Origin of the sequence: Nocardia uniformis NBRC 13702 (assembly GCF_001613345.1) — a bacterium.
GTDB lineage: Bacteria > Actinomycetota > Actinomycetes > Mycobacteriales > Mycobacteriaceae > Nocardia > Nocardia uniformis.
The window spans coordinates 118,298-132,341 of the sequence record NZ_BDCE01000057.1 but is presented as its reverse complement, the minus strand read 5'-3'; the positions used below and the strand labels follow the sequence as shown (position 1 = coordinate 132,341).

Genomic DNA, 14,044 nt, shown 5'->3' with positions numbered 1-14,044 from the left:
TGAGCGGCTCCAGGTAAATCAGGATGGGCTTCCCGTACAGGCCGACCATCTCTAGTGCGGTGTCCGCCGACTGCGGGGGTTACATCGGCGTGCTGCCAATTCGTCATCCCGGCGTGCTTTGGCCGGGATCCACGCCACAAAGTGTGGATTCCGGCCAGAAGCACGCCGGAATGACGGGGTGGGGGCGCACCTGGACATTGCACTGAGCGGCGCTCCGGCAGGTTCACCGGGTCGCGGCCGATACCTGGATCGAAGTCGAACCAGGCGGTGTGATCGCCGGTAACTCGCCGATCAGGCGGTCCGATCAGCAGCATCCGCTCTTCCAGCCGATCCTGTATAGCTGAACAGCTTTCAGGCCGGCGCCGCCAGGTTGACATACGCGCACAACCCCGCCACCAACTCCGGTGCGGCGCTGGTCCACCATCGCCGCTTCCCCCCTGGAGTGACACCACCGGATACGACCTGCCGGTCGGGACGGTGTGTATGAAACCCAGGACGTGCTGTTGGCGGAGCGCCTCGCCGGTTTCGTGAGCAGTTCCCGGAGGTGACCGTCTAGCGCGCGATGGCCTGCGATACACCGGTGGAATGCACCGTCCCCCTGCCGGTAATGGCGAGTGGCAGTGCGGTCAGCCGACCCGGCTCTCCGCCGGTTCGGCGACCGCCTCGTGTGGGCGGGAGCGTTCGATCAGCGGCAGGGTGCGGAGTTGGCGTTCCAGGTGCCACTGGAGGTGGGCGGCGATCAGGCCGCTGGCTTGGCGGCGCATGTGGTCGGGAATGGCGTCGACCATGGACCAGTCGCCGCGTTCGAGCGCGCTCATATGGTCGAGAACACCGACGACCGGGGTGGCCGCGCCGGGTGGGCGGCAGTGGACGCAGACCGCGCCGCCCGCCGCCACGTGGAAGGCGCGGTGCGGGCCGGGGGTGGCGCAGCGGGCGCATTCGACGAGGGCGGGGGCCCAGCCCGCGAAACCCATGGCGCGCAGCAGGAATGCGTCGAGGACGAGCTCGTGGGGGCGTTGGGCCGCGGCGATGGCGCGCAGGGCTCCGGCGGTGAGGGTGTGCAGGCGGGGGGCCGGGGCGCGTTCCTCACCGGCTAGGCGCTCAGCTGTTTCCAGGACCGCGCAGGCGGTGGTGTAGCGGCCGTAGTCGGCGACGATATCGGAAGCGAAGGCCTCCACCGTGTGTACCTGAGTGATGGTGTCGAGATTGCGCCCGGGATACAGCTGCACATCCACGTAGGCGAACGGTTCCAGCCGCGCCCCGAATTTGGATCGAGTCCGCCGCGCGCCCTTGGCAACCGCCCGCACCAGGCCGTGCTGCCGGGTCAACAGCGTGACAATGCGATCGGCCTCGCCCAGCTTGTGCTGGCGCACGACCACCGCATGGTCCCGATACAAACGCACGAGGCTCAGTCTCCCACGCCACCCCGACGAACGCCGCCCCACCCGGCCGCGTCTTCCCGGCTACCCGCGAGGAACACCCGCTCGCCCCTCCGGTCACCGCCCAACCAACCAGGGCTTCCGAATTACCTGTGCTATCGGGCATCCAACTTTCCGGTCCCCTCGCCAACCGCCCGGCCGCCTCGGTCCTGACGTACCCGTCCTGCCCCGGTGCCCGATACCGTTCGGTGCCGGTACCGACCTCCTGTACTCCAACCAGGAACAGTGTTTGCCATAACCGCGGAACCCGCGGCGATAGCGCATCCGTCCCGCCTCGGTGCCCGATACCGACCTCCTGCACTCCGAACAGCAGCCGTGCTGCCATAACCGCCATCCCCGGCGATGGCGCACCCAGGCGCGGTGCGAGATGAACATCGACCAGGAACTGGTGGCGGAGCCCACTCGCACAATGCCGCCGCCACTTCCCGGTGATCAACGGACCGGGTGGTGCGGACGCGATCCGGCCTGACCGGGGGCCCGAATGGCGTGTCCGAATTCCGCCAGTCAAGGCGCGGGCGGCGGGGCAGAGTCGATGTGGAAGGACAACTCAGAGGAGACGCAAGCATGACCGTGTACACGAGGATGGACAGCTCACTGGGTGAGCTGCTGCTGGTCGGAGAACTGACCGGAGATGCAATCGCACTGGCTTCGGTGTCCGTGCCGCGACAGAAGGGTGGCGCCACGGTGCGACCCGAGTGGGTGGAGGACGCCGGTGCGTTCGACGGGATTGTCGCCCAGTTGCGGGAGTACTTCGCTGGGACGCGAACCCGATTCGAGGTGGAATTCGCGCACAGTGGCAGCGACTTCCAGCAGCGGGTGTGGCAGGCCCTCGACGAGATTCCCTACGGGGTGACTGCCACGTATGGCGAGATCGCCGCGCGGGCCGGGGAGCCTCGGGAGCTGGTTCGGCTGGTGGCCGCGGCGATCGGAGCCAATCCACTGCTGGTGGTGCGGCCCTGTCACCGGGTGATCGGTGCGAGCGGGGCATTGACCGGATACTCCGGCGGGCTGGAGCGTAAGCAGCGCCTGCTGGAACTCGAGCACGTGCTGCTGCCCGCATGAGCGTCGAAACCGCCGGCGCCACAGCGGGTGTGGTGGCTCCGGCAGTGAGTGCCGCCAGCACGCTGGGCGATCCGGCCCGCACGGCAGGCAACCCGGCCCACACACCACGCAACTCCACCAACGCGCCAAGCGACCCAGCCCACGCGCCACGCAACTCGGCCAACGTGCCGAGTTGCCCAGCGGACGCGGCCGCCGGGCCAGCGGGCGCGACGAGGCCGACGGAAGCCACTGCCATCGGGCATCGAGCCGTCGGCGACGCGGTGGCGCAGCAGGATTGGGCGGCGTTGGCACATGAGCTGGATGAGCACGGCAGCGCGCTTACGGGGCAGCTCCTGAGTCCGGACGAATGCCGTTCGCTTACCGAGCTCTACGGGCATGACGAACTGTTCCGGACCACCGTGAACATGGCCAGACTCCGGTTCGGTTCGGGTGAGTACCGCTACTTCACCCATGACCTACCCGACGTGGTGCGAGATCTGCGGGAAGCGTTGTACCCGAGGCTGCTTCCCATTGCTCGCGACTGGGCGGCGCGGCTCGGCCGACCCGCGCCGTGGCCGGAGACCCTCGACGAGTGGATCACCATGTGCCATGCGGCGGGGCAGTCCCGGTCCGCACAAATCCTGCTCCGCTACGGTCCGGGAGACTGGAATGCGCTCCATCGAGACCTCTTCGGCGATATGTACTTTCCCCTCCAGGTCGTCATCGGTCTCGATGTCCCCGGCGTGGACTACACCGGCGGCGAATTCCTGATGATCGAGCAGCGCCCCCGCGCCCAATCCCGCGGTTCGACCATGACACTGCCGCAGGGGCACGGCCTGATCTTCACCACCCGCGATCGCCCCGTCGCCAGCAGCCGCGGCTGGTCGGCAGGCCCCATGCGCCACGGCGTCAGCACCGTTCGATCCGGCCGCCGCCACACTCTCGGCCTCGTCTTCCACGACGCGACCTGAGCTTCCGTACACGCGATATGACCTCCCGGGTGCGGCACGGGCCCGCGGAATGCGGCGGGACGGGACGCCGCGCGACCGGTCTCGGCACATGCTCCGACGACCCTGCACGATTTCCACACGGCGGCACGAACTTCCGAGGCGCGGTATGACCTACACCCTGCTCGGCGCGGACGGGCAGCCATATGCGAGCGAGACCCCCGGGGCCCTGGGTGGCCATCGGCGGCAACGGATCTACGGCCGCCTCGACTGCCCGTCCGCACTACGCGCCATCGCCCGCGGGCACTACCGCCGCCACCGCGTCTTCTTCGCCGACGAGCCCACCGCCATCGCCGCTGGTTACCGCCCCTGCGCGAGCTGCCTGCGCCCCGAATACCTGCGCTGGAAAGTCGCCCACCGTTAACACCGCCCCCGATCGTCGCGCTTCATTTCCCGAGGGGGAACCGGTGGCGGCGTTCTCTTGCGCGACGCCGCCACCGGTTCCCCCTCACTACACAAAAAGAGCGTTCGCGGCGCGGGACACGGTATTGGACGTGCGACCAGAGTCGCGCTACGTTACCCATGGGTACAACAGGAGACGGGAATCACATGGCGATGGCGTCTGTAGGCGAATTGGGGCTGGTCGAGCTCGTGGCGGCGCTCGATCAGGGCACCGTCGATTCGGTGGCGGCGACCACCGCTGCCCTCGATCGAATCGATGCCAGCCAGACTGCGCTCAATGCCTTCCGGATCGTGGTGCGCGAGCAGGCCCTGGCCGAAGCCGCCGCCGCGGATCGTCGCCTCGCCGCCGGGGAGCGCGCCCCGCTACTCGGCGTACCCATCGCCATCAAGGACGACACCGACCTCGTCGGCACCCCAACGGCTTTCGGCTGTGGCGGCGACTTCCCCGCGAAAACCGAAGACTCCGAATCGGTTCGACGGCTGCGCGCGGCCGGTGCCGTGATTGTCGGCAAAACCAATACCTGTGAGCTCGGGCAGTTGCCGTTCACCAGTGGAGATGCCTTCGGGCACACCAGGAATCCGTGGAGTGCCGAACATACCCCGGGCGGTTCCTCCGGCGGTTCCGCGGCGGCGGTCGCGGCCGGATTGGTGCCCGCCGCACTGGGTTCCGACGGCGCGGGCTCGGTGCGCATCCCCGCCGCATGGAACAACCTGGTCGGCATCAAGCCGCAACGCGGACGCATCTCCACCTGGCCGCTGGCCGAGGCATTCGAGGGCCTCACCGTGAACGGCCCGCTCGCCCGCACCGTCGCCGACGCCGCACTACTGCTCGACGCCGCCGCCGGACCGCATCCCGGCGACAAACACACGCCGCGTCCCCTGCGCGTCTCCGAGGCCGTCGGCCGCGATCCCGGCCGCCTGCGCATCGCGATCTCGCTGCGTATCCCGTTCACCGCCACCAAAACCGCGCTCGACCGCGAGGTGGCGGCGCGCGTACACGCCACCGCCGCCACCCTGCGCCGCCTCGGCCACGAGGTGACCGTCGCCGACCTGCACTACGGCGTCCTCATCGGCGCGACATTCCTCCCCCGCTCCATGGTCGGCATCCGCCACGCCCTCGACCGCCTCCCCGGCGCGAGGGTCGACCCCCGCACCAAACACAACGCCCTACTCGGCCGCGTCCTCGCCCCCGCACTCTTCGCCGCCCGCCAGGCAGAACCGTTGCTCCGCAAACGAATCGGCAACTTCTTCAACGACTACGACCTGGTCCTCGCCCCCACCACCGCCACCTCTCCCCCGGGCGTGCACGAAATCGACCGCATCGGCACCATGGCCACCGACGCCCTCATCACCGCCGCCTGCCCCTACACCTGGCCCTGGAATGTCCTCGGCTGGCCCAGCGTGAACGTCCCCGCCGGTTTCACCGCCACCGGCCTCCCGGTCGGCGCACAGCTCATGGGCCCCGCCGACTCCGAAGCGTTATTGGTTTCCGTTGCGGCCCAATTGGAGTCGGAGCTGAAGTGGTACGAGCAACGCCCGGCGCCGTGGTGGACGAACCACACCGTCTAGTGTGACGCCGTGACGACCGACCAGCCGGGCGATATCCGCCCCGGAGATATCTACGAGGACTGCTCATTCCACCCCGTCCTCTGCACCTATGTCGACGGGGACGAACTCGGCGGCATCTCCCTCATCGACGCCACCGAACCCCGTGCCTGCTCCCTCGGACACTGCGGCGTCATCAAGCTCTCCATCGACGATGTGATCGCCGCACGCGCGGACTGGCCCGCCTACTCCGTCCGCCGCAAAGCCGAATTCGACGCGGAAGCCTCGCCGTCGTCGTGACAAAGCCCAAGCCGAACCGCACCGCGCTCGTGCCGGGTCGACGCTACGGCGGCGCGGCTTCCGGGTATCCGGGTCGGCACCGGGTAGCGTCCGCTCAGCTGTAGCCCACCCACAGGAGGCCTAGTGCTGACGGTTGTGCAGATTCTGGCTGGTCTTGCCGGTGTGGTCCACGTCGGCATCTTCTACATGGAGGTGGTGCGGTTCACCGATCGGAAGGTCTACCGCGGAACCTTCGGCGTAGCGGACGAGGACGTCCAAGCCTGTGTGCCGTGGGCCTTCAATCAGGGTTTCTACAACCTGTTTCTGGCCATCGGCGCATTTGTCGGAGTGGCGCTGGTGCGCGGCAACGCCGATGCGGGCTGGGCGCTCATCCTGATGAGCTGCGGATCGATGCTCGCGGCGGCGATTGTGCTGGTGGCCAAGTACCGCGACAAGGCGAGTGCCGCGGCCAAACAGGGCCTGTTTCCGGCATTGACCCTGCTGGCCGCGCTCACGCAGCTCTAGGTCAGAACCCGAGCTTGCCGAGCTGCTTCGGGTCGCGCTGCCAGTCCTTGGCGACCTTCACGTGCAGGTGCAGGTAGATGCGGGTGCCGAGAATGACTTCGATCTGCTTGCGGGCGTTGGTACCCACCTCTTTGAGGCGGGAGCCGTTCTTCCCGATGACAATGGCTTTCTGGCTGGGGCGCTCGACGTAGACAATGGCGTGCACATCCAGCATGGCCCGCTTTTCGGGAGCCTTATCGTCCTCGAGGTCGTCTTCCTCGTACTCGCGCGGCAGCACCTCTTCGATGACCACGGCGAGGGAATGCGGGAGCTCATCGCGCACACCCTCGAGGGCGGCCTCGCGAATCAGCTCCGCCATGAGGGTTTCCTCGGGCTCGTCGGTGATCTCGCCATCGGGGTAGAAGGCCGGGCCGGGCGGCATTTTCGAGGCGATAACGTCGACCAGGATATCGACCTGCTCACCCTTCACCGCCGATACCGGCACCACATCGGCGTCGGGGCCGAGCAGCTTCGACAGCGCCATCAGCTGGTGGGCGATCTGGTCGCGATTCACCTTGTCGATCTTGGTGACCACGCCGAGCAGGGTGGTCTTGGGAGCCATCAGCTTGATCTGATCGACGATCCAGCGGTCACCGGGTCCGATCTTCTCATCGGCCGGAATGCAGATGGCGATCACGTCGACCTCGGAATACGTATCCTGCACCAGGTCGTTGAGCCGCTGCCCGAGCAGGGTGCGCGGCCGGTGCAGACCCGGGGTGTCCACCAGGATGAGCTGCGCGTAATCGCGATGCACAATGCCGCGAATGGTATGCCGGGTGGTCTGCGGCCGCGAGGAGGTGATGGCGATCTTCTGCCCCACCAGCGCATTGGTGAGAGTGGATTTGCCGGTATTCGGCCGCCCCACGAAACATACGAAGCCCGAACGGAATTCGTCCTTGGTGCTGCTCATTCGAGTACCTCCGACTCGGTAGCGAGATCGAACCCTTCCGGAACGCCCCGGTGCTGCGCCGCGTCACCGCTCAGGCCGTCGACAATGTCGAAAACCTTGCCCTGCCGATCGGTGAAGACGATCCTCGCCGCCGCCGAGACCTCGCGAACAGCTGTCACACCGGGATCGGAGAACGGCCTGCCGACTACCACCGCCGCCTCGAAACCCTCTGCGCCACTGGAGATCGCCGCCGCGACCGCTGCTTGCAACGCGGTCAGTCGCAGGGCGGAAAGCTCCACCTCGCCGGCGGCATAGGTGCGCCCGTCGGTATCGCGGATAGCGGCTCCGCCCGCACCTCCGGTGCGGCCCATGGCTCCGCGGGCGAGGGTCAGCAGTTTGTTGTCCTCGGCATCGAGTTCAGTCATCGGTCTCTCCATACTCGTGTGCGCCGAACTCGTCGGCACTGTCCGGTCCGCTCGACTTACCCTCGACCGGTTCTGATTTCGTCTCCCCCTCGGCATCCGCCGGAGCGGCCGGGCTGGCGCGTCGCACCACCACGGTGTGCACGCGCACCCGGCCGCGGGCGTCCGAGCCGCCCTCCCCCTTCAACACCAACCCGTGTGCGATCGCCTTGGAACCCGGCAGCGGCACCCGGCCCAGTTCGTGCGCGAGCAGGCCGCCGACGGTATCGACGTCCTCCTCCTCGATATCCATGTCGAACAGCTCACCCAGGTCCTCGACCGGAAGCCGCGCGGAGACACGGTATTTCCCGTGACCGAGCTCCTCTACGTCGGGGACCTCGTCGTGGTCGTATTCGTCGACGATCTCGCCGACGATCTCCTCCAGCACATCCTCGATGGTGACCAGCCCGGCGATACCGCCGTACTCGTCCACCAGAATCGCCATATGGTTTCGGCGGCGCTGCATTTCATCGAGCAGATCGTCGAGCGGTTTGGAATCGGGCATGAAGACGGGCGGGCGCATCACCTCTCGCACCCGGACCTTCTTGCTCTTATCCGCATACGGCACAAGGTCTTTCAGATAAACCACACCGATAATGTCATCGACGTTCTCGCCGACCACCGGCATCCGCGAATGCCCCGACCGCACCGCCAACGACATCGCCTGCGCCACGGTCTTATCCGATTCGATCCAGACCATCTCGGTGCGCGGCACCATCACCGCCCGGGCCGTCGTATCGCCGAGTTCGAAGACCGACTGGATCATGCGGCGTTCGTCATCGGCCACCACACCGCGCTCACTGGCGAGATCGACCACCTCGCGCAGCTCGATCTCGGAGGAGAAGGGGCCGTTGCGAAATCCCTTACCCGGGGTGATCGCATTACCGATCAGGATCAGCAGGCGGCTCACCGGCCCCAACAGGGTGCCGATGGCCTGCAATGGCAGCGACAGCGCCAAAGCGATCGAATACGCGTGCTGGCGGCCCAGTGTGCGCGGGCCGACACCGATGACCAGATAGTCCACCAGCACCATGACGGCGGCGGTGATGACCAGCGCCCACACCTCGTCGAGCCAGTCCAGCAGTACGGCCGCCAGCAGCACCGTCGAGGTGATCTCGCACAGCACCCGCAGCAGCACCATGAGATTCACGTAGCGCGGCCGGTCGGCGATGATGTGCGTCAGCCGCACCGCGCCGGTGCGGTCGGCCCGGACCAGATCGTCCACCCGGGCCGGAGAGATGGTGTTCAACGCGGAGTCCAGCGCCGCGAACGTACCGCCCAGCGGCACCAGCACAATCGCCAGTGTCAGCAGGAACAAAGAATTCACGCCGGGTCCAGTGGATCACCGGGTGCGGTGAATCCGGTCTTGCCCAGCAATCGCGCATCCCGCTCGGCCATTTCGGCGCGGCGCTGTGCCTCGCGCTGGCTTTCGTACCAGCCCTCGAGCAGCGAGGCCTGCAGCGCGAACATCTCCTTCTCCTCCTCGGGCTCGGCATGGTCGTAGCCGAGGAGGTGGAGCACGCCGTGCACGGTCAGCAGGGCCAGCTCGTGGTCGAGGGCATGGCCCGCCTTGGTGGCCTGCTGCGCCGCGAATTCCGGGCAGAGCACGATATCGCCCAGCATGGACGGACCGGGCTCACCGGCGTCGGGACGCCCACCCGGCTCCAGCTCGTCCATGGGGAAGGACATGACGTCGGTCGGTCCGGGCAGGTCCATCCAGCGCATATGCAGATCGGCCATGGTGTCGAGATCGACGAGCACCATCGACAGCTCCGCCGCCGAATGCACGTCCATCTGGGCGATCACAAAGCGCGCGACACTGACCAGCTCTTCTTCGGATACGTCCATACCCGACTCATTGGCGACCTCGATGCTCACCCGCTCAGCCTATCGGCCGAGTTCAGCGACGCTCTCCCCGGCTCGCGGCACGTCGTTGCGCGCGGTTGCCCGGATAGTGCGCCGCCACCTGTGGGCGGATGTCGTTCTCGTACCTGTCGTAGGCGTCGACGATCTCCGAGACGAGGCGGTGCCGCACCACATCGCTGCTGGTGAGCTCGGCGATATGAATATCGTCGATCTCGGTGAGGATCTCGGTCGCCGCCTGCAGACCCGATCGCGCGCCGTTCGGCAGGTCGACCTGGGTGGTGTCACCGGTCACCACGATCTTCGAGCCGAAACCCAACCGGGTGAGGAACATCTTCATCTGCTGGGCGGTGGTGTTCTGCGCCTCGTCGAGGATGATGAACGAGTCATTCAGCGACCTACCGCGCATATATGCCAGCGGCGCGACCTCGATGACTCCCGCCGCCATGAGCTTGGGAATGGCCTCCGGATCCATCATGTCGTGCAGGGCGTCGTAGAGCGGGCGCAGGTACGGGTCGATCTTCTCGTTGAGGGTGCCCGGCAGGAAGCCGAGCCGCTCCCCCGCCTCGACCGCGGGCCGGGTCAGGATAATGCGGTTGACCTGCTTGGACTGCAACGCCTGCACGGCCTTGGCCATGGCGAGATAGGTCTTACCGGTACCCGCCGGACCCACGCCGAACACGATGGTGTGCTCGTCGATGGCGTCGACATAGCGCTTCTGGTTGAGCGTCTTGGGCCGGATGGTCTTGCCGCGCCGGGACAGGATGTCGAGGCTCAGCACCTCCGCCGGGGAGTCCGAAGAACCCTCGGTGAGCATGGAGTACGTGTGCCGCACGGCCTCCGGGGTCACCACCCGATTGCGCTCGGTGAGCGCGACCAGCTGCGCGATGACACGTTCCGCGAGGGCGATGTCGGCGGGCTTGCCGGTGAGGGTGATGGAATTGCCTCGGACATGGATATCGGCATCGAGCAGACGCTCGAGTTCCCGCAGGTTCTCATCGGCCGAACCCAGGAATCCGAACACCGATTCCGGTGCGAGCTCAATGCTCGAACGAACGGTCCTACCTGCCGGTCCCGTACCGATGCCGACGGCCCCGATGCCAGCGGAGGGGGCGGTCTGATCGCCGTTTTCGCCTGGTGTTCTCAAAAGTGGCTAATGCCTGCTTTCCGGTCTCGAGCGGTACTTTCGTTGATGAAAGTCTAGCGCCGTAGACCGACAGCGCCCAGTGAATATGCTGCTACCTGGGCGATCCGGGATACAGCCGTGATGGGTTCGTAGGCTGCGAGCAGGTTTGACGATCATTGTTCCGCGGCCCAGGCGAAAGCGAAGTCCCGGAATCGGCGGACCGCTTCCGAGGTGGCCGCCCCCGTTGACCAGATCATGCCCACCTCGCGCATGGCGTTCGAATCGGCGATCGGAACCAGTGCCAGCCCCGGATGTGGGCCGATCACCGGCAGATCCTCGAGTGGCAGCACCGAAACACCCAATCCGACCGCGACCAGGCCCGCGATGGTGCTCAGATTGCTGCATTCGAAGGCGATGCGGGGGCGGAAATCGGCTGCGGCACAGAGGTCGTCGAGGACATGGCGCATACCGAAGCCGGGGCGCATGGCTATGAAATCCGCGTCGGCGGCCTCGGCCAGGTGAAGTTGGCGGCGAGTGGCGAGGCGGTGGTCGGCGGGCAGTGCCAGGGCCAGGCGTTGGACCAGGAGCGGACGCCAGCCCACGCCACCGGCGGTGGGTTTCGGCGAGACCAGGCCGAGGTCGGCGGTGCCCGCGAGGATGGCGGCGGTCACGGTGTCGGAGGCGTCCTGGGTCAGGGTGAAGGTGACGCGGCCGGACGTGCGGCGGAAGCCCGCGATGAGCTCGGGAACCACCCGTGCGCCCATGGAATGCTGGAATGCCAGCCGTACCGTGCCTTGGGCGGGGTTGGCGAGATCGGCGAGTTCGCGGGCGGCGGCGTCGAGTTCGAACCGGGCACGGCGAGCGTGCTCGTAGTAGACGCGGCCGAAGTCATTGAGGGTCAGGCGTTTTCCGTGACGGTCGAACAAGCGCACGCCGAGGCGGCGTTCCAGGCGGGCCAGCATGCGCGAGAGCGTGGGCTGGGTCAGATGCAGGCGTTCGGCGGCCGCGCCGACGCGTTCCAGTTCGGCGAGCGTGGTGAACCAGTGCAGCTCGTCACTGGTCATCGCTGGCCTCCCCTTGGTAGCTCGGCTAATGCAGCTGCTGCAACAACTCCGCATTCATTATGCATTTCCTTTCATATGCCCAGCGTGCGCATGCTCTATAGGTGATTACCGCAGCCGTCGAGCCACCCGATACCGCAGCACACGAGCGTCGAATCACCCTCGCGCTGTTCGCGGCGGGGCTGACGACCTTCGCCTCGATGTACAGCGCGCAGGCACTGCTGCCGAGCCTGTCGGCGACCTTCGGGGCGGCCCCGGCGCATGCGGCCTTGGCGGTATCGCTGACGACGGGGCTGTTGGCGGTGGCGATCGTGCCGGTGAGTGTGCTGTCGAACCGGTTCGGCCGCACGCGGGTGATGCGGGTGTCGGCGGTGACGACCTGCGCTATCGGCTTGCTGCTGCCGTTCAGCCCGACCCTCGACGTGCTCTTGGCCGGGCGGGCCCTGCAGGGTCTGGCGCTGGCAGGCGTGCCCGCGGTGGCGATGGCGTATCTGGCCGAGGAGATCGGCTCCACCGGACTGGGGACCGCCATGGGCGTGTACGTGTCCGGTACGACGGTGGGAGGTCTTGCGGGACGGCTGATTCCGGCGGTCACCCTGGAGACCGCGTCATGGCGGTGGGCGGCGGCCGCGGTGGCCGTGGCGACGGCGGTGTGCACGATCTGGTTCACCCGCGCCCTGCCGCCGTCGCGGCGGTTCAGCACCGGACCGATCGATATCCGCACTGTCGCAGCCGATCTGGCCGACCAGCTGCGACATCGCACACTGCTGCCGCTCTTCGGGCTGGCCTTCGTGCTGGCGGGCGGCTTCACCGCCATGTACAACTTCCTCGGCTTCCGGCTGACCAGCGCTCCGTTCGAATTATCCGCCGCCACAGCCGGTTCGGTATTCATCATGTATCTGGCGGGTACCGCGTCGGCGACGCTTTCGGGGCGGCTGGCGGACCGGGTGGGGCGCGCCCGCGTGCTCGGTGCGGCGATCGTCGTCATGGGCTGCGGAGTGGCTATCACCCTCCCGGACCGCCTGCCCACCATCCTGATCGGCGTATTCCTGTGTACCGCGGGCTTCTTCGGCGCGCACGCGGTGGCCGGAGGATGGGTCGGCGCGGCAGCGAACGGTAGTCGCGCCGCCGCGTCCTCGCTCTACCTGTTCGCCTATTACCTGGGTAATTCGATAGTCGGCGGCTTGGCGGGCATTGCCTTCGGCCGTCTGGGCTGGGCGGGGTTGGTCGGCTACGTGGCCGTACTGATTGCCGTGGCAGCGGGCCTGATGATCGCATTGCGCGCTGTTTCGGTGCGCGTGGGGACCGCTGCGGCCGGAGCTGTCACCGCGTGAAGGTCACCTGTGGCGCTGCGATCGAAGAGCCCGGGGGCCGAGACCGCGAGCACCGAACATGTGGCTTCCAACCACGTTAGGGCCGCGATGTCACTTGGCCCCCTTCGTCATTCCGGCGCGCTTTTGGCCGGAATCCACGTCTGACGGGTAGTGGATCCCGGCCAAAAACATGCCGGGATGACGGGGGATGAACATGCCGGGATGACGGGGGATTACCGACCGGCAGTATGACGGGGGATGCCGACCGGCGGGGGCAACGCGTACTGGCCGAACGGTGCTGATATCGCGTCTACCAGCGAGGTGTGAGCGCACCCAGGGCGCCGAGCGCCACGGCCGCCGCAGTGGAGGTGCGCAGCACGGTCGGCCCGAGCAGCACGATATCGGCGCCCGCCTCGGCGAGGGCGCGCAGTTCCGAATCGTCCAGGCCGCCTTCGGGTCCCACAATCAGGACCACCTCGGATACGCCGTCGAACGGCAGATCGGTGAAGCGGCCCGCACCCGATTCGTGCAGGGCTGCGACCACCGCGCCATTGGCCTTCGCGGTGCGGATCAGGTCCACCACGTCCACGGTGCGGTGCAGGTCGGTGACATCCGGGATATACGGACGCCGAGACTGGCGTGCCGCCTGTTTGGCGGCTACCCGCCATTTCTCTACCGCCTTGTGCGCCTTGGCTTCCCAATTCGCCACACAGCGGGCGGCCTGCCACGGGATGATGGCGTCCGCGCCCGCCTCGGTCATGAGCTCGACCGCGAGTTCGGAGCGGTCGTGCTTCGGGAGGGCCTGGACCACGGTCACCTGCGGGGTGACCGGGTCGGCCACGCGTCGGTCGAGAATCTTCAGTTCGAGTCGATCCTTTTGGGCCGCAACCACTTCCGAATCGGCGAGGACCCCGTGGCCGTCCGACAGCATGATCGGCTCACCGACCCGGATACGGCGCACCGTGGCGGCGTGCCGTCCTTCCGGGCCGTCGAGTACCGCGGTGCTGCCCGGCGCGGGCACCTCGTCGAGGTAGAAAACGGTGGCGGCCAAGGG

15 protein-coding genes are annotated in these 14,044 nt (G+C 67.3%); 7 read left to right on the top strand and 8 right to left on the bottom strand.

What is annotated here, in order from left to right; genetic code table 11:
* Positions 1-626 precede the first annotated feature (626 nt).
* On the bottom strand, positions 627-1,403 hold the full coding sequence (gene recO, locus NU1_RS20795) for a DNA repair protein RecO (RefSeq protein WP_067523460.1): 777 nt from the start codon (positions 1,401-1,403) through the stop codon (positions 627-629).
* 600 nt (positions 1,404-2,003) lie between these two features.
* On the opposite strand from recO, the gene NU1_RS20790 reads away from it, so the two are divergent.
* From NU1_RS20790 to NU1_RS20765, 6 genes are all read left to right on the top strand, one after another.
* A complete protein-coding gene (locus tag NU1_RS20790) occupies positions 2,004-2,501 on the top strand; it encodes a methylated-DNA--[protein]-cysteine S-methyltransferase (protein WP_067523459.1) in 498 nt (165 codons plus the stop codon).
* A 233-nt stretch (positions 2,502-2,734) separates the two neighbouring features.
* The gene (locus NU1_RS20785) at positions 2,735-3,451 is read left to right on the top strand and encodes a 2OG-Fe(II) oxygenase (protein ID WP_371859822.1); all 717 of its coding nucleotides are present in this window, start codon (positions 2,735-2,737) and stop codon (positions 3,449-3,451) included.
* Positions 3,452-3,596: 145 nt separating this feature from the next.
* Positions 3,597-3,851, top strand: coding sequence for an Ada metal-binding domain-containing protein (locus NU1_RS20780; protein ID WP_067523458.1), 255 nt, complete (start codon positions 3,597-3,599; stop codon positions 3,849-3,851).
* A 185-nt stretch (positions 3,852-4,036) separates the two neighbouring features.
* The gene (locus tag NU1_RS20775; RefSeq protein ID WP_067523457.1) at positions 4,037-5,458 is read left to right on the top strand and encodes an amidase; all 1,422 of its coding nucleotides are present in this window, start codon (positions 4,037-4,039) and stop codon (positions 5,456-5,458) included.
* 9 nt (positions 5,459-5,467) lie between these two features.
* Entirely contained in the window at positions 5,468-5,734 is a 267-nt protein-coding gene (locus NU1_RS20770; RefSeq protein WP_067523456.1) for a hypothetical protein, read from the top strand.
* 123 nt (positions 5,735-5,857) lie between these two features.
* Positions 5,858-6,238 (top strand): DUF1304 domain-containing protein, encoded by a 381-nt coding sequence (locus tag NU1_RS20765; RefSeq protein ID WP_067523455.1) that lies wholly within the window; start codon positions 5,858-5,860, stop codon positions 6,236-6,238.
* A gap of 1 nt (position 6,239) precedes the next feature.
* Here the strand turns inward: NU1_RS20765 and era are convergent, their stop codons facing one another.
* The 6 genes from era to NU1_RS20735 form a co-directional block, all read right to left on the bottom strand.
* Positions 6,240-7,187, bottom strand: coding sequence for a GTPase Era (gene era, locus NU1_RS20760; RefSeq protein ID WP_067523454.1), 948 nt, complete (start codon positions 7,185-7,187; stop codon positions 6,240-6,242).
* On the bottom strand, positions 7,184-7,591 hold the full coding sequence (locus tag NU1_RS20755; protein WP_067523453.1) for a cytidine deaminase-like protein: 408 nt from the start codon (positions 7,589-7,591) through the stop codon (positions 7,184-7,186). The genes era and NU1_RS20755 overlap by 4 nt, the downstream gene beginning before the upstream one ends.
* Entirely contained in the window at positions 7,584-8,954 is a 1,371-nt protein-coding gene (locus tag NU1_RS20750) for a hemolysin family protein (protein WP_067523452.1), read from the bottom strand. Before NU1_RS20750 ends, NU1_RS20755 begins: the two co-directional genes overlap by 8 nt.
* Positions 8,951-9,505 (bottom strand): rRNA maturation RNase YbeY, encoded by a 555-nt coding sequence (ybeY, locus tag NU1_RS20745; RefSeq protein ID WP_067523451.1) that lies wholly within the window; start codon positions 9,503-9,505, stop codon positions 8,951-8,953. Before ybeY ends, NU1_RS20750 begins: the two co-directional genes overlap by 4 nt.
* A gap of 22 nt (positions 9,506-9,527) precedes the next feature.
* Complete coding sequence (locus NU1_RS20740) at positions 9,528-10,589, bottom strand: PhoH family protein (protein ID WP_067523561.1); 1,062 nt, start codon at positions 10,587-10,589, stop codon at positions 9,528-9,530.
* Positions 10,590-10,789: 200 nt separating this feature from the next.
* The gene (locus NU1_RS20735) at positions 10,790-11,680 is read right to left on the bottom strand and encodes a LysR family transcriptional regulator (RefSeq protein WP_067523450.1); all 891 of its coding nucleotides are present in this window, start codon (positions 11,678-11,680) and stop codon (positions 10,790-10,792) included.
* A gap of 101 nt (positions 11,681-11,781) precedes the next feature.
* Here NU1_RS20735 and NU1_RS20730 point away from each other — a divergent pair, with 101 nt between their 5' ends.
* Entirely contained in the window at positions 11,782-13,011 is a 1,230-nt protein-coding gene (locus NU1_RS20730) for an MFS transporter (RefSeq protein ID WP_067523449.1), read from the top strand.
* Between the two features lie 289 nt (positions 13,012-13,300).
* On the opposite strand, the gene NU1_RS20725 is transcribed toward NU1_RS20730, so the two are convergent.
* Positions 13,301-14,041: a 16S rRNA (uracil(1498)-N(3))-methyltransferase gene (locus tag NU1_RS20725; protein ID WP_067523448.1), complete on the bottom strand. Its 741-nt coding sequence runs from the start codon at positions 14,039-14,041 to the stop codon at positions 13,301-13,303.
* Positions 14,042-14,044 lie beyond the last annotated feature (3 nt).

What these genes read in the sequence shown, in the direction of transcription:
- NU1_RS20735 (WP_067523450.1), bottom strand. Translation starts at nt 11,680, where the DNA reads ATGACCAGTGACGAGCTGCACTGGTTCACCACGCTCGCCGAACTGGAA.
- NU1_RS20755 (WP_067523453.1), bottom strand. Translation starts at nt 7,591, where the DNA reads ATGACTGAACTCGATGCCGAGGACAACAAACTGCTGACCCTCGCCCGC.
- NU1_RS20775 (WP_067523457.1), top strand. Translation starts at nt 4,037, where the DNA reads ATGGCGATGGCGTCTGTAGGCGAATTGGGGCTGGTCGAGCTCGTGGCG.
- era (WP_067523454.1), bottom strand. Translation starts at nt 7,187, where the DNA reads ATGAGCAGCACCAAGGACGAATTCCGTTCGGGCTTCGTATGTTTCGTG.
- NU1_RS20780 (WP_067523458.1), top strand. Translation starts at nt 3,597, where the DNA reads ATGACCTACACCCTGCTCGGCGCGGACGGGCAGCCATATGCGAGCGAG.
- NU1_RS20790 (WP_067523459.1), top strand. Translation starts at nt 2,004, where the DNA reads ATGACCGTGTACACGAGGATGGACAGCTCACTGGGTGAGCTGCTGCTG.